A 19,256-nucleotide genomic window follows, 5' to 3' on the forward strand; every position below is an offset into this window, starting at 1 on the left:
GATATCGCTACAGGTGCGGGGTCACATCCAGCTGGGTGACGGTGGTCATCCGGGTCACCTTCCAGCGGTCGTCGTCGCGCTTCATCACCAACCGGTAGGACAGGTATTTCAGTGCCGGGATGTTCTTGGTCAGCGGGCTGGTCGTGGTGGTGTTGGTGTACACGATCGCGACGGCATTCGGGCCGTCCAGCGACTCGACCGCCACCCCCGTCACCTCAGTGGAGTTGGTGACCTTCGCCTGCTTGTTGGGCGCGGCGATCTGGTCGACGAACTTGCGGTACTGAGCACCGAAGTCGCCGGCGAGGTAGTTCGCGGCGCGATCGGCCAGGCTGTCCATGTTCTCCGGCGTGTAGCTCCACAATGTGGTGATCGCGCTCGCCGCTGCACGCGCCACCTTCAGCTTGACCTCGATGGTGGCCCGCTCGGCCAGGTATGGCTGGACGGTCGCCCCGGCGAAGGCCGCAGAGCCGACGAACAGCGCCGCGATCAGGGCGAACACGGCGGCCAGCCGCCGCCCGGTCCGCTTCTTCTTAGTTTTCTTTTCCTTGGGAGCTGCCTCGGTAGCCGCGGCCTCGTCAGACTCGTCGGTGGTCTCTTCGGTGGCACCGTCCTCCGTGGGCTCGGTTTCCGTGGGCTCGGCTTCCGTGGCCTCGGCTTCCGTGGGCTCGGCTTCCGTGGCCTTGTCGACGGTCAGATCACCTGCTGCAGGTTGCTGATCTTCCACTGATTCCCTTCCTGCTTAGCTGTTGCCGACCAACGGTTGGTGTTCTCGAAGACCTGCTTGCCGTCCGGCGACTTGGAGGTTACGTCGGTGGCGACCAGCACGGTGACGCTGCCGTCGTCGTTCCATCGTTCTACGCCGGCCTCCAGCACCGTGCCGGTGGCCCGTTCCGCGCGCGCCACCTGGAGCAGGATCTCGTTGGCCTTCTCCTCGTACTGCTTGTGGAAGTCGCCGGTGGCCTGGGCCAGCACCCGATCGATGTAGTCGTTCGCGTGGAACGGGTCGATGGAGGTGAAGCCGGTCATGAACCACTTCACGTAATTGACCGCCGAGGTCTCCCGCTCGGCGGTACGGTCCCGCACGACATGGTCGACCAACATCAGGGTCGATACCGTGATCGCCGCGACCATCACCAACGCGGCGAACGTCGAGACAAGCGGCAGTTCCCATCGCCGCCGCGGGATCGGCTGGGCGACAAGCAGCGATTCCTCGCCGGGTCTGAACTTGCGGCGCGGGCTCATTTTGGATTCTCCGGCGGCTTCGGCTTGGCCAGGACGGTGAGATCGTCCACCCGCCAGTGCTGCTGGGAATCTCTGGCGAATTTCACCCGGACGCTGGCGGTGATGTAGCGGACGTCGTTCCCGGAGCCGCGCCGGCCCTGCATGAACAGCAGCATCGCGGCCCGATCCGCCGTCGCGGACAGCACCGAGCTGGCCGAGACCCAGTACTCGTTGATGACCGGATGGCCCTTCTCCACGGCCCGCTGCTGGGCGGCCAGCTCGGGACGGTATCGATCGGTGGTCAATGCCAGCGCGCGGGCGAAATCAGCGTGCAACGTGGCCGGGTCATAGGTCAGCATTTGGGCGACCAGCTTGGGGCCCTGAGTCGAGATCTCGGCGCGGGCGCGGTCACCGGCCTGCGCCTGGGCGTAGACCGCCTGGTACCCAATCCCGGTGGCGTCCAGGCACAGCGTGGCTGCGACCAGGAGCGTCACGGCGGTCCACTGCCGAACCTTCGCGGGCCGCTCGTGCGGGACCACCCGAAGCACCTCGGTGCGGGTGAGCATGTCGGCGAAGGTGCGGCGCTCGGAATCCCACAGCGGCCACAGCCAGCCGATCAGCAGCGCCGCGGTGTCGATCAGGTGCGCGAACTCGCGGACCAGCAACCGCCATGGGCCGATCTGCGTGCCGTCGCGCCGCACCACCGCGATGCCGAACAATGCGCGTCCCAAACTCCAGCCGGTAATGGTGGGCAGCAGCAACCGGTTGACCAGCACCAGCAGCACGATGGCCGCCAGGACCGACACGCATGTCCACCACCAGGGGCTGCGGGCCGGCAGCGCGAACGAGGTCAGCGCCAGGGTGGCGATCACGGCGAGGCCGGGCAGGGCGTCCACGCAGAACGCGGCGGCCCGCAACCGCCACGGCGCCGCGGCCTTCTCGGGTAGGTCCTGCGCGGTGTCCGTGGTCGGGATGTCTTCGACCACCACCGTCACTTGGTCACCTGGTCGAGCTTGGAGATCTTGTAACTACCCTCCGTCGGCGTCATCTTCACCCGCAACCGGTAGCCAGTCTCCTGGTTCTGCGCCTCGTCGTTGGACACCTTCACGCGCAGCGCGACGAGGATGTCGACGCTGCCGTCCGGGTTGTTGCGCTCGACGGCCGCGCGCATATCCGACACCTGAAGATGCACGTTGGCGGCCTGGTAGGCCTGCACCAGCATGCTGCTGTACAGCAGCGCCTGGGTGCGGTACTGGTCGGTGCCGCAGTCGATGATCTTCTGTTCACTGGCGGCCATGCTGCTGGTGTCGGGCGCCTGCGTCGCGGCGACGCAGTCCTTTGCTATCTGCAACGCCTGCGCATCGTTGCGCGCAAACGTCTGGATCTCCTGGTGTGACCGCAACGCGAAATATCCGCCGGCCCCGATCCCGCCGGCGGCCAGCAGGAGCAGCGCCGCCGCTCCCGCCAGCCAGGTGCGATTCACCCGCGAGGGACGGCGTTCCACAGCCGGTTCCTCAGCCGGAGCTTGCTCGTCGGGCGATTCCTCGGTCTCCTCGGACGCTTCGGTCTCCTCGGACGCTTCGGTCTCCGAAGCGTCGGGCTCAGCCTCGGCCGCTGTGGTCGCCGAATCCTCGTCCGTCGCCGTGGCCGTCAGTGAATCGTCCTCGTCGATGGGGTTCAGCCGGCTGGCGCCAGCATCTCCTTCCATCCGTCGTCTCCTGTTTTGGTTGAGTTTTCGACGGAGTATTTAACGCCGTCGGGCCCCACCAGCTCGCCACTCTGTGGGCTGTAGACCGCCGAAGGAGGTCCGCCCGGAGTGTAGACGCAGGGGTTGGGCTGTTGGCCGTTGCACTGCACTGCCCCGGTGCCGGGGCGGGTCAACGGGTCGCTAATCGGCGGTGGTGTCAACCCGCCCGGTGGCAGCCGGTCGGCCGGCAGGGGGTTCAACCCGTTGTTCACCGACGGCGCCGGGGCCACCAGGCCGGGCTTCACCGGCTGGTCACAGCGAGCCGCCGGCGCCGGGCAGCTGAGCAGCTGGTTCGGGTCGCCGTACCACGGGTTGGTGCCCGCGGGTTCGTACGGCTTGGTGCTGCGGCACTCCCGCGGTGTGGCGGCGCGCTTACCGGGCACGTCGACACACGGGATGTTGCGCGAGCCGCGCACGCTGTTGGCCGGGGTATCCATCGGGATCTTGCAATACGTCCCCACCGGCAACGGCTGCGGGCTGGTGTCGGCGAACGACCGCCACTGCTCGGCCGGGATGAAACCGGTCAGGCACGGCGGCGGCTGGTTGATCGCCAGCGCCAGGTCCAGCGCGGCCATGTTCGGGAACGGCGCGGCTACCGTCTGCGCGATCGAGGCGCCCTGCGGCAGGAACACCAGCACCTGCTCGAGGCCCTTGTGGTAGCGCTTCAGCAGGTCGAACACCACCTCGAGATTCGCCAGCGTCTGCGGCAGCGAATCCCGCACATCGGTGAACACCTCGTTGACCTGGTCAGCCGTCGGAGCGGCCTGCGTCAGCACGCTGCGCAGGTGCTGATCCTCGGCCGCGCTCTGGGCCGCCAGCGTGTTGAGGTTGCGCGCCCACCGCTCGATGGAGCTGCCCGAGTCGACCTGGCTCTGCAGGATCGGACCAGAGTGCTGGATGATGTCGTTGATGTCACCGATCTGGTTGTGGAAGTCGCCGACCAGCGCCTGAGTGGCGTCGGTCAACCGCTGTAGCGCCGGGCCCAGTCCACCAACGGCCAGCGCGGTTTCGTCGAGCAGCTGCGGGATCTTCTCCTTGGGCAGCACTTCCAGCCCGCGGTTCGCGGTATCCAGCGCCGGACCGATCTCGCTGGGAACCGTGCCCTTCGTGATCGTCTGGCCCGAACGGAAGAACTGCCCGGGGTTGCCTTCCGACACCAGGTCGAGGTACTGCTCACCGACCGCCGACACCGAGTGCACGTTGGCCGTGGCGTCGATCGGAATCTTGTACCGGCTGTCGATGCTCAGGATCGCCCGGGCACCGGTAGGTGTCGGCTCGACCTCGGTGACCTTGCCGATCGTGATGCCGCGGTAGGTCACATTCGCCGTCGGGTACAGGCCGCCCGAGGCCGGCAGGTCGGCCTTCAGGTCGTAGCGCCCGATCCCGACCAGCGTCGGCACCTGCAGGTAGTAGATGCCCAGCACGGACAGGGCAACCACGGTCAGGGCCAGGAAGATCCATAGCTGGCGCTTGATGAACGGTGTCAGCATTGGCCTCGCTCCGCCCTTTCCACCAGCGGTCCACCCGGCGCGTCGTTGGGGTTCGACGTGTAGCGGACGTCCGGGATCATCGACTCGGGGTCGCGGCCGAACGACTGCTCGATCGCGCGCAGCACCCCGCTGAACCCGGTGCCCGTCAGGACCGCGTTGTCAACCGCGCTGAGCGTGACGTCGATCGTGGCGTTCACGTTCTGGTAGTCACCGCGGAAGATCTTCGGCACCGCGTCGATGTCGAACGGCTGCGTCAGGATCAGCTTCAGTGCGCCGATCAGGTACGGCGAACCCTTACCGAGTTCCCGCAGCGGGCACTGCAGCAACTCCAGGTCGGTGTGCAGGTTCCCGCGCGCCTCGCCTAGGTACTGGTCGGCCGCCGCGCTCAACCGGCCCACCGAGTCCACCGCGTTGATCAGCAGGTTCTTCGTGTCGGCGAAGTGCTTGAGCAACGGCGGGAAGTCGGTCAGCACCCGTTCCAGCACATCGTTGCGGTTGCCGACGTAGCTGAGCAGCCGGTTGGTCGAGTCGATGGCATGGGTGATGTCGTCACGCTGCTCGTTGAGCTGGCGGGTGAAGGTGTCGAGCTTGTTCAGGAAGCCGCGGATCTGCTCGCCACGCCCCTTGAAGATCGCGTAGATCTCGTTCTGCAGCACTTCCAGGTTGGGAATGCCGCCGCCGCGCAGGATCAGCGAGACAACGGCCAGCGTCTGCTCGATATTGGGGTATACCGACGAGTTCTTCAGCGGGATCGTGTCGCCGTTCTTGAGCTGTCCTTGCGGTTGCTGGGGCGAGATCAGCTCGACATGCTGCGAGCCCAGCAAACTGGTCTGGCCGATCTTCAGCAGCGCGTTCTTGGGGAGCTTGACGTCCTTCTTCAAGCCCAGTGTCAGCGTCGCAATCCAGTTCTTCAGCTCGATCTTGCGGATGGAGCCCACCTCGACGTCGGCGACCATCACCTTGCTGTTGCCGTTGATCGCCAGGGTGTCGGGAACCTGCGCGTACACGACGTAGGCGCCGTCGCCGCTGCCCGGTGCGCCCGGGATCGCGACCTGCGAGATGCCTTTCCACCCACAGGAACTCAGCAGCACCGCGCACACCAACAGCACCAGCACCTGCCAGCTGCGGTAGCGGAACTTACCTAGCAAGCCCATTACTGACCTCCTGCCTCAGCGGGCAGCGGTGCGCCGACCGGTGCTGGGGGCGGCGGTCCCGGCGCGGCGGGTGTCGGTGCGACCGGCCCGGGGATCACGTTCGGTCCCGGCGCCGGCGGCGGTACCGGAACTTGCGCGTTCAGCGCGACCGGCGGCACCACGGGGTACTCGTCGTAGGCGTTGGGCGGTCCCGGCGGCGTTTGCAGCGTGGACTGGACGGGCTCGATGTCGGGTCCACCCATCAGCTCGGCCAGTGACTCCGGCGTGAGCAGACCGGCGGTGATCGGGCCCACCTGCGTGCCCTGCATGCCGGGTGCCACGATCCAGCCGTGCTGGGTGTTGCGGTGCGACAACGGGGTGTCCGGCACCCAGATACCGGGCACGGTGGTGTCCTTGTAGCCGTTGGGCGGCTGCAGCCGCGGCTCGGAGTACGCGACCATCTTCGGCAGGATCTCGGCCGTGCTGAACGTGTTCAACCCGAACGGGAAATAGTTGAACTTGATCGCGTCGAGAACCGGCGCCAGGTATTGCGCACACAGTTCTGCCGACTCCTGGTACCCCAGCCGGCTACCGGCCTGCACCGAGCTGCAGACGAACTGCATCGGGTTGGCGAAGCTGGTGATCTCCGGGACGGCCACCACTGAGCCGTGCGAGGGGTGGTAGATCATGTTGACGTTCGCCGCGGCCGTAGGCAGGACGTGCAACGCGGTCTCCAGCCCGTTCAGCGGTTCGGGCTGCAGGAGCGTGTTCGTCACCGTCGCGAGGTTGTTGATGTCGTGCGCCAACACCTCGCGGTTCTTGTCCAGGAACGGACGCACGGTGGTCAGCAGGCTGTCCAACTGTCGCAGTGCGCTGGCCAGCGCCTGGTCCGAACTCGCCAGCCGGCCGGTGACGTCCGCCAGGTTCTGGTTGAGCGCCACGAACTGCTTGTCGTCCTGATGCAGCGCATTGACGAACAACGCCAGGCTCTTGACGACCGCGAAGAAGTCGCCGCGACCCTCGTTCAACGCGGTCAGTGCCTTCGACAGGTTGTCCAGCGTGGAGTTGAGCTGCCTGCCCTTGCCGGACAGGCCGTTCGCGAACGACTCGATGACCTCACCGAACGGCCCCTTGGGCTGCGCCTCGGTGGGCCCCAGCTTAGAGATGATGTTGGTGATGCTGTTGCGCAGCTCGTCCCACTCCACCGGCACCTGGGTGCGCTCGAGCGGGATCACCGCGTTGTTGGCCAGCGCCGGGCCACCCTTGTAGGGCGGCTCCAGCTGAATGGCCCGCGAGGCGACCAGGGTCGGGTTCAGGATCACCGCCGAGGCGTTGGCCGGCACCTTGTACTTGTTCTCGTAGTGGAAGGTGACCTTCATCTTGTCGCCGGCCGGTTCGATCTTGTCGATCCGGCCCACCTTCATGCCCATGATCTGGACCTTGTCCCCGGCGTAGAGCGCCTGCGCCTGGGAGAAGTACGCCACCACGGTGTTGTTGGTCAGCTTCTGGTACAGCTGCCAGCCGAAGTAAGCGGCGAGCAGCGCCAGTACCAACACCAGTGATCCGATGACCACCGTGGTCCGGGACATCCGGGGAAGCCGGATGTTGCGGACGTCAAAGATGGTGCTCAATTCTCGCTACCTCCCGCTGCGCCGCTACCGCCGGTGCCACCGGGGTTGATGAACGGTGCCGGCAACTGGTTGCCGGGTCCGGGCGGTGCCGGCGGTCCCGGGGGCAGCCCGGGCGCGAATGTCGACGGTGGTCCCACCGGTCCCGCCGGGCCAAGCGGCTCGGTGCGCGAGCCCGGGGGTGAGTTCGGCGGCAGCGGAACGGGCGTACCCGGGACGTCCGGTGCGGGATCGCCCGGCCGTCCGGCGATCGGGATGCCCGGTGCCGGCTGGACACCGTTGGGGTTCGGCGGCGAGGCCTGGACGTCCAGCGGTGCCGGGAAGCCCTGGCCACCGAACGGCCCGATGTTGAGCCCGAGGCATGGCAGCGGGTTCTCCGGCCGCGGCAGCCCGTCGGCGGGCGGCGTGTAGGAGCAGGGCGTGCCCGGCGGGACGGCCGGTCCTGGGTGCTCCGGCGTGCCTTCCAGCACCGGCGGTGCCGGTGGCGGCGCGCCGTTGGGGAACCGGGTGCCGTTCGGGTCGGGGAACCGGTAGGCCGGCAGCCCGGCGCTGCGCCAGAACTGCTCGGGGTCCAGGCCACGCTTCTTGAAAGCGGCGTCGATGAACGGCTGGATGATCTGGCCGGGCACCAGGTTGTGGATGACGACCTTGAAGAACGGTCCCGAACCGATCGCCTCGTTGAGTGACGGCAGGAAGCCGCCGACCATGAGCAGCCCGTTCGCCAGGTCTTCTTTGCGCTCGACCAGCAAGTCGCTGACCGTGCGTAGCTGCTCGAGCACGTGGTTGAGATTCGGGTTGTCGTTGATCAGGCCCTGCACCTGCGTGGAGAACGAGGCGACGTTGCTCAGCAGCGCGTCGATCGCGCGGCCGCGCTCGTTGAACGCGGCCAGCAGGGTCTTGGCGTTGACCAGCAGCCGGTCCACCTGCTGGCTGCGGTCACCGAGGACGCTGGCCACCTGGTTGGCCTGGGCGAGCAGGTGCTTGATCTCCTCGTCGCGCTTGCCGAGCGTGTCGGAGAACCTGGAAACGCCCTCGAGCGCCGGGCTCAGTTGCGGGTAGGTCTGGTCGATGGTTTCCGACAGCACATGCAGCGACTTCTTGACGGTGTCGATGTCCCAGCCGGTGGCCGCCTTGGTGACGTCCAGGAAGGCGTCGTAGATCTGATAGGGCGTGGTGCTCTGGCCTAGCGGCAGCACGCCGTTCGGCCGCAACGGTTGGTTGCCGCGAGCCTCGATCTCGAGCACCTTCTTGCCGAGCAGGGTGTCGGTGCGGATGTTCAGCCGGCTCTCCGTGCCGATGCTCTCGGTGCCGATCTGAAACTTCATCACGATGTGGTCACCGTCGATCTTGATGGCCTCGACCTTGCCGACGTCCATGCCGGCGATGCGGACCTTGTCGCCCTTGTTGATGCCGCCGGTGTCGGTGAACTGCCCGTAGTAGTAAGGCTTGGCCATCAACATCGGCACGCTGGTGAAGCTCTGGCCCACGCCGATGACCAACAGGGTGACCACGATGCCCATGAGGCCGATCTTCAGCCGGTTGGGTGGTTCCAGGGTTCTCATTGGGGCGCGCACCTTCCAGTCGGCTGGTGGAAGAGCCGGACGGTGCGGACCGGCCCACCGGGCTGTAGGCCATTGATCCGGAGGCTGATGTCACAGGAGTAGAAGTTCACGAAGTCGCCGTAGGAGCCAATGCCGCGTCCGATCAGGTTCAGCGCGGTCGGGACCTTGTGCAGGAAGTCGTTCAGCTCCTGACGCTGGTCGATCAGCGGCTGCTGGACTGCGTCGAGGTAGTTGATCGCCTTGTGCAGCAGGGCGCGGTCCTCGGACAACAGGTCGGCCACCGTCCCCGCGGCGTTGCTGATGTTCGCAGTTCCCGCCGCGAGCGGGTCGGCGTGGTCCTTCAGACCGGTGATCAGCACCTCGAGGTTGTTGACGGTCTGGTCGAAGTCCTTGCGGTGCCGAACCGTCGTGTCCAGCACCGTGTTCAGGTTCTTGATCACTTCGCCGATCGCCTGATCACGCTCGGCCAGCTGCGAGGTGAGCTGGGCGGTCTGGTTGAGGATGTCGTTGATCGTGCCGCCCTGGCCCTGGAAGACCGTGATGAGCGAGGCGGCGATCGTGTTCACCTTGTCCGGGTTGAGCGCCCGGAACACGGGCTTGAAGCCACCGATCAACGCGTCCAGGTCCAGCGCCGGCGACGTGCGCGACAGCGGGATCATCCCGCCCGGCTGCATGATCTTGTCCGAACCGTCGCCCTCGCCACGCTTGAGCTCCAGGTAGCGGTTGCCGATCAGGTCGAGGTAGCGGATCTGCGCGGTGGTCGACTGGTAGAGGGGGATCGCGCGGTCGACGTTGAAGTTCACCTTCACGCGCTTGCCGCCGTCGATGAGCTCGACCTTGCTTACCTTGCCGATCTCCACCCCGGACGCCCGGACGAACTGGCCGTTGCGCAACCCACTGATGTTGCTGAACTCGGCGGTGTAGGAGTTTGTCCGGTCGAAGCGAATCTGACCGAACACGATGATGATCATGATGCTGAATAGGAGCAGCACGAACGCGAAGGCGCTGAGTTTGACGAGGGTACCGGTGATTTTCATGGGTTGATCGTGTTATCCCCTACTTGACGGCCCCAGACGTACTCGAGTACGTAGGGCGAACCGGTGTCCAAGTGGTTATAAGGCGCAATGCTGTTCCCGGTGTCCATGACCAGCTCGGGTGCCGGCCAGAGTTGACGGGTGATCTGCTGCCAGCAACCGGGCGCGCCGCCCGGCCCACCGCGCGCGTTGACCCGCGGCAAGTTCTCTGGGTAGGTGTAGGGGTTCGGCGCCCCACCGATGAGGCCCGCCGCAAGCCCGCCGACCTGCGACAGCAACAGCGGTACCAGCGAGATGGGGTTCAGCATCGCGCCCAGCGCCGAGAGGATCTGGGAGTGGCTGTTCAGTGAGTAGCCGTTACCGCCGAGGAACTGGAAGGCCTTGGGCTCGATGTCGTGGTAGTTGCGCAGCGTGCAGAACAGCTCGGGACTGTAGGTGTCCAGCAGCTGGGCGGTCGGCACCAGGTCGGCCGCACCCCGGGCCAGGTAGGGTCCGCCGCGCTCAAAGATGTCGGCGCCGGTGTTGCCGAAGCCGGCCGCAGCGAGCAGCGCCTGGTCGAGGTCGCGCTGCTGGGCGTTGATCGTGCGGGCCGTGGGCACCGAGTTGTTCAGGAAGTCCAGCAGGTCGGGCGCGGCGTTGGCGTAGACGTCGCCGAGGGCCGCTAACTGCTGGATGTCGCGGCGGGCCTGCGGCATCTGCGGGTTGATGTCGTCGAGGATCACGTTGCCGTTGACGATCGCCTGCCCGAACCTGTCACCCAACCCGGTCAGGGCCTGCGCGGCCGCGCTCAGGGTGAGGTTCAGCTTGACGGGGTCGACCTTCTCCGAGATCGAGGTCAGGGTCTGGAACACCGTGTTGATCTCGGTCGTCACGGCCGAGGCGTGCAATTCGCTCTTAGCGGAGAGGTGACCGCGAGAGATGATGTTTCCCTGCGAGTCCTTCGGCGTGGTCAGCGACACGTACTTGCCGCCGAACACCGTGGTCGCTTTGATCTGCGTGTCCACGTTCTCCGGGATGACGCCCTTGGAACCCAGGTACTGCGGGTAGATCTCCAGGGTGAATTTCGCGGCCGGCTTGCCGTTGCGCTGGACCTCTTGGATATCGCCGACCCGCCCGACCTGGACACCGTTGTAGGTCACCTTCGAACCGGGGTCCATCACCAGACCGGCCCGGTCGGAGTACATCGTCAAATTGGTCTTCTTGGTGAAGTCACCGCGGAACTGGAAGTAGACCAGCGTGAAGATGAGCAGCAGCACCAGGAAGGCTGCCAGGCCTACCGTCTTGTAGGGCGGCGACTTGATCTTGTTGGTTTTCAACGGACCTGTCATGGCGCTACACCGTCAGTGCGAAGTTGGGGTTGACGCCGTAGAGCGCCAACGCGGCGGACAGAACGACGACCTGTACCGACACCAGCGAGAAACGCATCGACCGGCCGACAGCCTCACCGACGCCGACGGGGCCGCCGCCGGCGTTGTACCCGTAGTAACAGTGGGTCACCATCACGATCGCCGCGATGATGATCGCCTCCAGGAACGACCAGAAGACGTCGTCGGGGCGCAGGAACGTTCGGAAGTAGTGCTCATAGGTTCCCGTCGACTGGCCGTAGAGCGCGGTCGTGACGATCTGCGGGGACAGGAACGACATGATCATCGCCAGCGCGTAGAGCGGGATGATCACGACCAGCCCGGCGACGATGCGGGTCGACGTCAGATACGAGATCGACTTGATGCCCATCACCTCCAGGGCGTCGATCTCCTCACTGATTCGCATTGCACCAAGTTCCGCCGTCGCACCGGCGCCGACGGTCGCCGCCAGCGCGATGCCCGTCACCACCGGCCCGGCGATGCGCACGTTGATCAGCGCGGAGAAGAAGCCGGTAAACGCCTCGACACCGATGTTGCCCAGCGATGCAAAGCCCTGGATGGCTACCAACGAGCTACCGGACAAGGTCACGAAGCCGACGATGGCGGCGGTGCCGCCGACGACCGCCATCGCGCCGGTGCCCATGCCGATCTGGGCGATCAGGCGCAGCGTCTCCTTGCGGTAGTTCTTGATCGCGTGCGGTATCTGGCCGAGGCTGGTCATGAAGAACCAGGCGAGCTGCCCCGATTCGTCGACTCCCCGGGTGACCGCGCCGGCGTAGCGGTTGACGTTGGCTACCGCCCGCGGGAACCGCGCCCGAACTACCGCCGAAGTCGACATGTCAGCGCCCCGTCCCGAATCGAACCCCGATCGTGGTCAAGATGACGTTGACCGCGTACAACGCGACCACGCACAGCACCACGGTCTCGTTCACCGCGGTCCCCAGACCCTTGGACCCGCCGCGCACGGTCAGGCCCCGGTAGCAGCCGACCAGGCCGGCGATCAGGCCGAACGTCGCCGCCTTGATCATGGCGATCAGCACCTCGGGCAGCCCCGTGATGGTGGTGAGCGTGGCCAGGTAGGCCCCACCCGAAACGTTCTGCAGGTACACGCCGAACAGGTATCCGCCGACCAGGCCCACGGTGATCACCAGCGCGTTGAGCAGGGTGGCGACCACCGTTGCGGCGATCACCCGGGGCACCACCAGGCGGTGGATCGGGTCGATCCCCAGCACCTCCATGGCGTCGATCTCTTCGCGGATGGTGCGGGCGCCGAGGTCGGCGCAGATGGCGGTGGACCCGGCTCCGGCGACGACGAGCACCGTGGTCAGCGGACCGAGCTGGGTGACAGCGCCGATCGCCGCGCCGGCACCGGATAGGTCGGCGGCGCCGAACTGGGCGAGCAGCACGTTCAGCGTGAAGATCAGCAGCACGGTCAGCGGGATCGAGACCATGATGGTGGGCAGCAGTGCGACCCGCATGATGAACCAGCACTGCAAGATCAGCTCGCGCCACTGGAACGGCCGGCGGAACAGTGCCGCGCCGGTCAGAACGCACATGCGGAAGAAACCGCCGATCATTGTCAGCGGTGTCTCGAGTTGATCGCGTAGATAGCCCACCAGGTGGGGACGCGAGGATGAGGATGTCGTCACGATTGCCCCCTCACAGCGGAAGCAGAAATGCGACGGCGCTGCGGCGGATGGTGTCGCACGCCTCCTCCTTGCCCCGACCCAAAGTGTGTGACCAACGGCTCCCTACCGACAGGTAGTAACGGAGACCACAGGAATGTACCCGATGGTCGGCTAGGTGTGTATACCAAGTCGGCAAATGGTGTCACGTCAGCACCTGGCAAACATTTTCTGGCCCGTCGACTCCCTCTCATGATGCGCAATCCGTTGCCGCGGAACGAAATTCGGGACCGGAACGGGCCCCGTACCGCAAACGCAATTCAGTTTTGAGGACCTTCCCGGCGGGGTTGCGGGGCAGTGCGTCTACGATCTCGAGCGCCTTGGGGTGCTTGTAGCGCGCAAGCCGCTCGGTCAGGTACTCATCTAGCTCTTCGATCGGCAGGGGTCCGTCCGTTACAGCGGCCACCGCGATGGGCACTTCGCCCCACTTCTCGTCGGCCCGGCCGATGACGGCGACCTCGACGATGCGGGGGTGACCGGCGAGCACGTTCTCCACCTCGGCGCAGTAGATGTTCTCGCCGCCGGAGATGATCATGTCCTTCTTACGGTCGACGACCCACACGTAGCCGTCGGAGTCCATCCGGACCAGATCCCCGGAATGGAACCAGCCACCGGCGAAAGCTTCCGCGGTGGCTTCCGGGTTGTTCCAGTACCCGCTCATCAGTGTCGGTGCGCGATAGACGATCTCACCGACCTCGCCGATGGCCACGTCGTTCATGTCGTCGTCGACGACGCGGGCCGCGACGGTCGGGATGACCCGGCCGACCGAGCCGCGTTTGCGGATGGCATCGTCGCCGAGCAGCATGCAGGTGACCGGCGACATCTCCGTCTGGCCGAAGGCAGCCAGGATCTGGGTGCCCGGAAAGAGCTCGGACATCTGCCGCAGCAACACATCTGGCGCCGGCGCAGCGCCCCACGACATCACCCGCAGCCGCAGGTCCCGTGGCTTGGCCTGCTGCTCCGCGCACACCGCCTGCCACTGCGCGGGCACCAGGAACAGGCCGGTCACTTTTTCGGCTTCCAGCACGTCGAGAAGCTGCCCGGGATCGAACGCGCCCAGTGGATAGATCACTGTCGGGACGCCGAGCAGCATCCCGGAGAGCAGGTTTCCGACGCCGGCGATGTGGAAAAGCGGGACACCGATGAAACCGACGTCGTTATTCAGGTCGACGCCGCTGGTGTACAGCATCGTCATTGTCTGACCGGTCAGATTGGCGTGGGTAAGCACCGCACCCTTGGGCCGTCCGGTGGTGCCGGAGGTGTACATGATCAGGGCCGGCGAGTCGTTGGGGATGTCCACCGGCGCGGGCTCATCGCCCGCCTCATTCATAAGGTCTTCATAGAAGAGGACATCGTCGTCGCGCACCGCCCCGGCTGCATGCCCCGCGACGATCACCGATTCCAGCAACGGGGCGATCCCCCGGACACCCGCTGCCACCGGAGCGAGCACCGCCTCGGTGACGATCACCCGGGCGCCGCTGTCCTCCACAAGAAAGGCGATCTCGCTGGGGGTGAGCCGGAAATTGAGCGGCACGGCGATTGCGCCGAGCAGGTTGGCCGCCAGCACCGACTCGACGAACTCGGTGCGGTTCAGCATCAGGATCATCACCCGATCGCCGAATCCGACGCCGCGACGATTCAGCGCGCCGGCCAGCGCCACCACCCGTTGCCGCAGTTCGGCCCAGGTCACCGTGCGCCCGAGGAATCTCAGCGCAGGTGCCTGCGGCTGCATCATGGCGTGCCGCTCGAGCTGATTGACCCAGTTCTGCCGCCGGGCGCGATAGGGCTGCTCGAGAGCGAGGCCCTGAGCCTGGCCGGACGTCTCGGTCCGGTGGCTGGCCAGTTGCGCGGTCAACTAGTTCCCCTCAAGTCCCTTAGCTGTCTTCCGTATACATACGCACCGCTTGCGCCAGGCTGATATTTGATAAAACATGTGTTGTCTGGGTCACATTAACGGGCCTGGAAGTCCTTAACAAGAGCCGAATAAAGACCCGATACGCCGCTGAAAGGCCTGGCAGGCCACGTGAACGCACCTCTTTCGGCTGCCCCGGAGCACAAGTCCCGGAAGCGCCGTCCGCTGCGCCGGGCTCAGCTGTCCGACGAGGTGGCGGGCCACCTGCGGACCGCGATCATGTCCGGGACGTTGCGCCCCGGCACCTTCATCCGGTTGGACGAGACCGCGGCCCAACTAGGGGTGAGCATCACGCCGGTGCGCGAGGCCCTGCTGAAGCTGCGCGGTGAGGGGATGGTGCAGCTCGAGCCACACCGGGGGCATGTGGTGCTGCCGCTCACCCGCCAGGACATCGAGGACATCTTCTGGCTGCAGGCCACCATCGCACGAGAGCTGGCCGTCACCGCCACCGACCGCATCACCGAACGCGACATCGCCGAGCTCGAACGCATCAACGACCTGCTCGCGGCGGCGGTGGCAGCCGCCGACACCGATGCCATCGCGTCGCTCGAGTTCTCCTTCCACCGCGTGTTCAACCAGGCCAGCGGCCGGATCAAGCTGGCATGGTTCCTACTGAACGCCGCGCGCTACATGCCGGCGCAGCTGTACGCCGCCGATCCGCAGTGGGGTGAGTCAGCGATCGACAACCATCGCCGGCTCGTCGCCGCCCTGCGGGCCCGGGACGCCGTCGCGGTGGTCGAACACACGGTGTGGCAGTTCACCGACGCCGCCCGCCGGTTGACCGAGACGCTGGACCGGACCGGGATCTTTAGTTCATAGTCAGCTAGCCAGTTGCTCGGCCCGCTGCTTGACGTTGGCGGCCAGCTGGTCCAGCACCTGGTTCAGCAGCATCTTCGCCATCGGGGCGGGCACCGGCATGCTGGGTTCGACGTCGATGTCGACCGTCAACAGGCTGCTGGCGCCGGTGGCCACCACGCTGAACAGCTGCTCCTGCTTGGCGAACAGATCACCCTGCTGCATCACGGTCTGGATCTGGTTTTCGCCCGGGTAGTAAACGGCGTGGATGTAGACGCCCTCGAAGCCGTTGAGATTGGTGTCCAGCCGGACCTGGCTGGCGCGGCCGTCGTCGTAACGGGCCAACACCCAGGCGCCTTTGACGCCTTCGTTCCATTCCGGGTACCGCTCGATGTCGGAGACGATGCCCATGATGGCGCCGGCGTCGGCATTGACCTCGACCGTCTTGCTCATAACTGGCATTGGCGAAGCATACGTGCGGCAAACGCCGCCTAATTCAGGCAGGCGGTGGCCAGCAGGGAGCGGATGGCGTCGGGAATCGGCACCGGCCTGCGGCCGACTCTGTCGACGTAGACGTGCACCCAGTGACCCAGCGCGGCGAGCGGCCGCGCGTCCTCGGTCGCCGCCTGTTCCTTCCACAGCCCCAGGCGGTAGGTGACGCTGCTGCGCCCCAGTCGCGTCACGGCCAGCCCCACACTGAGGCGCTCCGGGAAGGCCAGCTCGGCGAAATACCGGCAGCCCGATTCCGCGACGATGCCCAACTCCGGGATGGTCAGCGGGTCAACACCGGCGCCGCCGGCGATCCAGCCGTTGATCGCGGTGTCGAAGAGCTGGTAGTACACGGCGTTGTTCAGGTGGCCGAACATGTCGTTGTCGGCCCAGCGGGTGAGAACCGGCCAGTGCACCGGAAAGTCGGCGCTGGTGAGATCGTTCGCGTCCGGCACTGACGTCATGGTTGTATTCCAACATGTTTGGCATCCGGGGCGCGGTGCTGCAGCGCATCGGAGCGCCCCGCCCGTACGCGGAATCGCGGCCGATCAGCATCGTCGACGTCGACCTCGACGGGCCCGGTCCCGGCGAAGTCGCGGTCCGCATCGAGGCCGCCGGCATCTGCCATTCGGATCTGTCGGTGGTAGACGGCAATCGGGTGCGGCCGGTGCCGATGCTGTTGGGCCACGAGGCGGCGGGGATCGTAGAGGTCCTCGGCGAGGGCGTTGCGGACCTGGCCGTCGGTCAGCGGGTGGTGCTGGTGTTCCTGCCGCGGTGCGGCCGGTGCGCGGGCTGTGCGACCGAGGGCATGACGCCTTGCGAACCGGGTAGCGCCGCCAACAACGCCGGCACGCTGCTCGGCGGCGGAATCCGGCTGGGCCGGGAGGGCCACCCGGTGTATCACCATCTCGGGGTGTCCGGCTTCGCGACGCACGCCGTGGTCAATCGGGCCAGCGCGGTGCCGGTGCCGCCCGACGTGCCACCCGGCGTCGCGGCGCTGCTGGGCTGTGCGGTACTGACCGGCGGGGGCGCGGTGCTCAACGTGGGCAATCCCCGGCCGGGCCAGTCCGTGGCGGTCGTCGGGTTGGGCGGCGTCGGCATGGCAGCGGTGCTGACCGCACTCACCTACGATGGCGTGCGAGTCATCGGCGTCGACCAGTTGCCCGAAAAGCTGCTCACCGCGACCAATTTAGGCGCGCACGAAACTTACACTCCGGAACAGGCGGCGGGTATCAAGGCCGATGTGGTGGTGGAAGCCGTCGGGCACCCGCTGGCGCTTGAGACCGCGGTCGCGCTCACTGCGCCAGGTGGGCGGACGATCACCGTGGGCCTGCCCCGGCCGGACGCCCGGATCAGCTTGTCGCCATTGGGTTTTGTCGCCGAGGGCCGGTCATTGATCGGCAGCTATCTGGGATCGGCGGTGCCCAGTCGCGATATCCCGCGGTTCGTCGCGCTGTGGCGGTCGGGCCGGCTGCCGGTGGAATCCCTGGTGTCGTCGACGATCCGCCTCGATGACATCAATCAGGCAATGGACCACTTGGCCGACGGCATCGCCGTGCGTCAGCTCATCACGTTCTGAACGCCCGCGACAGGGCGTCGCCTTGCAGCGCGAACAGGCGGTGCGACGCATGCCATTGCGGCAGCAGCGAATCGAACCCGTGGCAGGCGGCGGGGAAGACGTGCAGTTCGACGGAAACACCGGCGCGCAGCAGGCGGCACGCGTACTCCACCGCTTCGTCGCGAAACGGGTCGATCTCGGCGCAGGTGATCAACGCCGATGCCATGCCGGTCAATTGGGATCGACGAGCCGGCACCGACTGCGCATTCGGTGACTGCCCGGCCAGATAATGGCCCCACATCAACTCGGCGCCTTCGCCATCGAACGCCGGAGTTGTCCTGAACTCGGTCTTGGACGAGGTGGGGCGATCGTCGAGCACGGGTTGATGGAGCAGCTGAAATACCACCGGCGGTGACTGGCCGTCCGCAGCCCGGTGGGCCAGGCCCGCGGCGAGGGCGCCACCCGCGCTGCTGCCGGCCACCGCGATCCTTGCTGCGTCGACAACCAGGCGATCTGCGTTGTCCGCCAGCCAGTTCAGCACCGTGGCCGCGTCGTCCAGCGCCGCCGGGAAGGGGTGCTCGGGTGCCAGCCGGTAGTCGACGGACACCACGCAGCACCGCGCGCGGCGGGCCAGTTCCAGGCACTGCCGGTGGTCGGTATCCAAATTGCCTAGCGCGAACCCGCCCGCGTGGCAGTAGACGACCGCCGGCGCCTCCGTGTCACCGCTTCGGTAGATACGCACCGGCACATTGGCGGCAACCTCGTGTTCAACGCTCACACCGGCGACGTCGTGGTGCGCCTGCGCGCGCCGCTGATTCATCGACTCACGGATCAGCGGGATCGCGTCGGCGGTGAAGAGGGTGCGGGTCAAGGCCACTTGGCGCAGCTCCGGGTCCAGCCGGTCGACTTGCCTGACGCTCAACGGATCTGGAGGCATTGCCCACCGTCGACGACCAGTTCAGCCCCGGTGATGAACGACGCGTCTTCAGATACCAGGAAGGCGACGGCGTCGGCGACTTCGGCGGGACGGCCCAGCCGGCCAAACATCGCCACCGCGGCCAGCCGCTGCTGGACGTCGTCGTCAAGCATCGGGGTGGCGATCGGTCCGGGTAGGACGGCGTTGACGCGGATGCCGGCCGGGCCGAGCTCGGCGGCGGCGGTCTGGGTCAGGCCGCGCAGCGCCCACTTCGCCGAACCATAGGCGCAGTGCTGCGGGAACGGGCGCACCGCGCCGGTGCTGCAAATGTTGACGATCGCCGCCCCCCGCTGCAGATGTGGTAGCGCAGTTTGCATGCCCAAGAACGCGCCGAAACAGTTCACCCGCCAGGAGTTTTCGAAATCCGCGGCCGTCTCGTCGGCCAGTGCGGCGCGGTGCAGCAGGCCGGCATTGTTGACCAGTGTCGTTAGGCCGTCGAATCGGTCGACGGTAGCGGCGACGGCGGCCTCCCACTGCCGCTGATCAGTGACGTCCAGTGGGATGCCAAGCACCGCGTCGTCCGCTGACCCTGTGACCGCTGCGCTCAGTTCGTCGGCCCGCAGGTCAGCCGCCGCGACGAAATAGCCGCGGGCCCGCAGCCGTTGCACGATCGCCCGGCCCTGTCCCCCGGCGGCTCCGGTGACCAATGCGACGCGCGTCAT

General features: G+C 66.6%; 19 protein-coding genes. 2 read left to right on the top strand and 17 right to left on the bottom strand.

All coding sequences use genetic code 11. The features are described 5' to 3' along the window. Positions 1–7 precede the first annotated feature (7 nt). The 13 genes from BN972_RS19095 to fadD5 form a co-directional block, all read right to left on the bottom strand. Positions 8–724 (bottom strand): hypothetical protein, encoded by a 717-nt coding sequence (locus BN972_RS19095; protein WP_036361399.1) that lies wholly within the window; start codon positions 722–724, stop codon positions 8–10. Further along, positions 691–1,242, bottom strand: a complete 552-nt coding sequence (locus BN972_RS19100) for a mammalian cell entry protein (protein WP_036361401.1) — start codon at positions 1,240–1,242, stop codon at positions 691–693. The genes BN972_RS19095 and BN972_RS19100 overlap by 34 nt, the downstream gene beginning before the upstream one ends. Continuing rightward, complete coding sequence (locus BN972_RS19105; protein ID WP_036361403.1) at positions 1,239–2,216, bottom strand: RDD family protein; 978 nt, start codon at positions 2,214–2,216, stop codon at positions 1,239–1,241. Before BN972_RS19105 ends, BN972_RS19100 begins: the two co-directional genes overlap by 4 nt. Continuing rightward, positions 2,213–2,929, bottom strand: coding sequence for an Mce associated membrane protein (locus BN972_RS19110; protein ID WP_036361405.1), 717 nt, complete (start codon positions 2,927–2,929; stop codon positions 2,213–2,215). The genes BN972_RS19105 and BN972_RS19110 overlap by 4 nt, the downstream gene beginning before the upstream one ends. Next, the gene (locus BN972_RS19115; RefSeq protein WP_036361407.1) at positions 2,899–4,458 is read right to left on the bottom strand and encodes a virulence factor Mce family protein; all 1,560 of its coding nucleotides are present in this window, start codon (positions 4,456–4,458) and stop codon (positions 2,899–2,901) included. The genes BN972_RS19110 and BN972_RS19115 overlap by 31 nt, the downstream gene beginning before the upstream one ends. Continuing rightward, positions 4,452–5,612 carry a virulence factor Mce family protein gene (locus BN972_RS19120; protein WP_036361409.1) on the bottom strand — a complete coding sequence of 387 codons (1,161 nt, stop codon included), beginning with the start codon at positions 5,610–5,612 and terminating at the stop codon, positions 4,452–4,454. The genes BN972_RS19115 and BN972_RS19120 overlap by 7 nt, the downstream gene beginning before the upstream one ends. Next, complete coding sequence (locus BN972_RS19125; RefSeq protein ID WP_036361412.1) at positions 5,612–7,222, bottom strand: virulence factor Mce family protein; 1,611 nt, start codon at positions 7,220–7,222, stop codon at positions 5,612–5,614. Before BN972_RS19125 ends, BN972_RS19120 begins: the two co-directional genes overlap by 1 nt. Next, complete coding sequence (locus BN972_RS19130; RefSeq protein WP_036361413.1) at positions 7,219–8,781, bottom strand: virulence factor Mce family protein; 1,563 nt, start codon at positions 8,779–8,781, stop codon at positions 7,219–7,221. Before BN972_RS19130 ends, BN972_RS19125 begins: the two co-directional genes overlap by 4 nt. Beyond that, positions 8,778–9,818: a virulence factor Mce family protein gene (locus BN972_RS19135; protein ID WP_036361415.1), complete on the bottom strand. Its 1,041-nt coding sequence runs from the start codon at positions 9,816–9,818 to the stop codon at positions 8,778–8,780. Before BN972_RS19135 ends, BN972_RS19130 begins: the two co-directional genes overlap by 4 nt. After that, positions 9,815–11,143 (bottom strand): MCE family protein, encoded by a 1,329-nt coding sequence (locus BN972_RS19140; protein WP_036361417.1) that lies wholly within the window; start codon positions 11,141–11,143, stop codon positions 9,815–9,817. The genes BN972_RS19135 and BN972_RS19140 overlap by 4 nt, the downstream gene beginning before the upstream one ends. 4 nt (positions 11,144–11,147) lie before the next feature. Next, positions 11,148–12,017 (bottom strand): MlaE family ABC transporter permease, encoded by an 870-nt coding sequence (locus BN972_RS19145; protein WP_036361419.1) that lies wholly within the window; start codon positions 12,015–12,017, stop codon positions 11,148–11,150. 1 nt (position 12,018) lies between these two features. Continuing rightward, positions 12,019–12,756, bottom strand: a complete 738-nt coding sequence (locus BN972_RS19150; RefSeq protein WP_390176232.1) for an MlaE family ABC transporter permease — start codon at positions 12,754–12,756, stop codon at positions 12,019–12,021. Between the two features lie 298 nt (positions 12,757–13,054). After that, complete coding sequence (fadD5, locus tag BN972_RS19155) at positions 13,055–14,719, bottom strand: fatty-acid--CoA ligase FadD5 (protein ID WP_036361423.1); 1,665 nt, start codon at positions 14,717–14,719, stop codon at positions 13,055–13,057. Between the two features lie 168 nt (positions 14,720–14,887). On the opposite strand from fadD5, the gene BN972_RS19160 reads away from it, so the two are divergent. Beyond that, positions 14,888–15,595, top strand: coding sequence for a GntR family transcriptional regulator (locus BN972_RS19160; protein WP_036361425.1), 708 nt, complete (start codon positions 14,888–14,890; stop codon positions 15,593–15,595). Here the strand turns inward: BN972_RS19160 and BN972_RS19165 are convergent, their stop codons facing one another. Both BN972_RS19165 and BN972_RS19170 read right to left on the bottom strand, forming a co-directional pair. Next, the gene (locus BN972_RS19165) at positions 15,596–16,033 is read right to left on the bottom strand and encodes an SRPBCC family protein (protein WP_036361427.1); all 438 of its coding nucleotides are present in this window, start codon (positions 16,031–16,033) and stop codon (positions 15,596–15,598) included. Between the two features lie 29 nt (positions 16,034–16,062). Next, entirely contained in the window at positions 16,063–16,524 is a 462-nt protein-coding gene (locus BN972_RS19170) for an acyl-CoA thioesterase (RefSeq protein ID WP_036361428.1), read from the bottom strand. 14 nt (positions 16,525–16,538) lie between these two features. Here BN972_RS19170 and BN972_RS19175 point away from each other — a divergent pair, with 14 nt between their 5' ends. Beyond that, on the top strand, positions 16,539–17,639 hold the full coding sequence (locus tag BN972_RS19175) for an alcohol dehydrogenase catalytic domain-containing protein (RefSeq protein ID WP_036363368.1): 1,101 nt from the start codon (positions 16,539–16,541) through the stop codon (positions 17,637–17,639). Here BN972_RS19175 and BN972_RS19180 read toward each other — a convergent pair. Further along, positions 17,629–18,555, bottom strand: a complete 927-nt coding sequence (locus BN972_RS19180) for an alpha/beta hydrolase (protein ID WP_036361429.1) — start codon at positions 18,553–18,555, stop codon at positions 17,629–17,631. The two genes, BN972_RS19175 and BN972_RS19180, sit on opposite strands and share 11 nt — an antisense overlap. Next, complete coding sequence (locus BN972_RS19185; protein WP_036361431.1) at positions 18,537–19,256, bottom strand: SDR family NAD(P)-dependent oxidoreductase; 720 nt, start codon at positions 19,254–19,256, stop codon at positions 18,537–18,539. The genes BN972_RS19180 and BN972_RS19185 overlap by 19 nt, the downstream gene beginning before the upstream one ends.

This window comes from Mycobacterium asiaticum DSM 44297 (genome assembly GCF_000613245.1).
GTDB classification, from domain to species: domain Bacteria; phylum Actinomycetota; class Actinomycetes; order Mycobacteriales; family Mycobacteriaceae; genus Mycobacterium; species Mycobacterium asiaticum.

Bases quoted from the DNA above. Each gene is read 5' to 3' on its own strand.
- BN972_RS19145 (WP_036361419.1), bottom strand. From the start codon at position 12,017: ATGTCGACTTCGGCGGTAGTTCGGGCGCGGTTCCCGCGGGCGGTAGCC.
- BN972_RS19110 (WP_036361405.1), bottom strand. From the start codon at position 2,929: ATGGAAGGAGATGCTGGCGCCAGCCGGCTGAACCCCATCGACGAGGAC.
- BN972_RS19170 (WP_036361428.1), bottom strand. From the start codon at position 16,524: ATGACGTCAGTGCCGGACGCGAACGATCTCACCAGCGCCGACTTTCCG.
- BN972_RS19165 (WP_036361427.1), bottom strand. From the start codon at position 16,033: ATGCCAGTTATGAGCAAGACGGTCGAGGTCAATGCCGACGCCGGCGCC.
- BN972_RS19115 (WP_036361407.1), bottom strand. From the start codon at position 4,458: ATGCTGACACCGTTCATCAAGCGCCAGCTATGGATCTTCCTGGCCCTG.
- BN972_RS19135 (WP_036361415.1), bottom strand. From the start codon at position 9,818: ATGAAAATCACCGGTACCCTCGTCAAACTCAGCGCCTTCGCGTTCGTG.
- BN972_RS19175 (WP_036363368.1), top strand. From the start codon at position 16,539: ATGTTTGGCATCCGGGGCGCGGTGCTGCAGCGCATCGGAGCGCCCCGC.
- BN972_RS19140 (WP_036361417.1), bottom strand. From the start codon at position 11,143: ATGACAGGTCCGTTGAAAACCAACAAGATCAAGTCGCCGCCCTACAAG.
- BN972_RS19180 (WP_036361429.1), bottom strand. From the start codon at position 18,555: ATGCCTCCAGATCCGTTGAGCGTCAGGCAAGTCGACCGGCTGGACCCG.
- BN972_RS19130 (WP_036361413.1), bottom strand. From the start codon at position 8,781: ATGAGAACCCTGGAACCACCCAACCGGCTGAAGATCGGCCTCATGGGC.
- BN972_RS19150 (WP_390176232.1), bottom strand. From the start codon at position 12,756: ATGATCGGCGGTTTCTTCCGCATGTGCGTTCTGACCGGCGCGGCACTG.
- BN972_RS19100 (WP_036361401.1), bottom strand. From the start codon at position 1,242: ATGAGCCCGCGCCGCAAGTTCAGACCCGGCGAGGAATCGCTGCTTGTC.
- BN972_RS19185 (WP_036361431.1), bottom strand. From the start codon at position 19,256: ATGACGCGCGTCGCATTGGTCACCGGAGCCGCCGGGGGACAGGGCCGG.
- BN972_RS19120 (WP_036361409.1), bottom strand. From the start codon at position 5,612: ATGGGCTTGCTAGGTAAGTTCCGCTACCGCAGCTGGCAGGTGCTGGTG.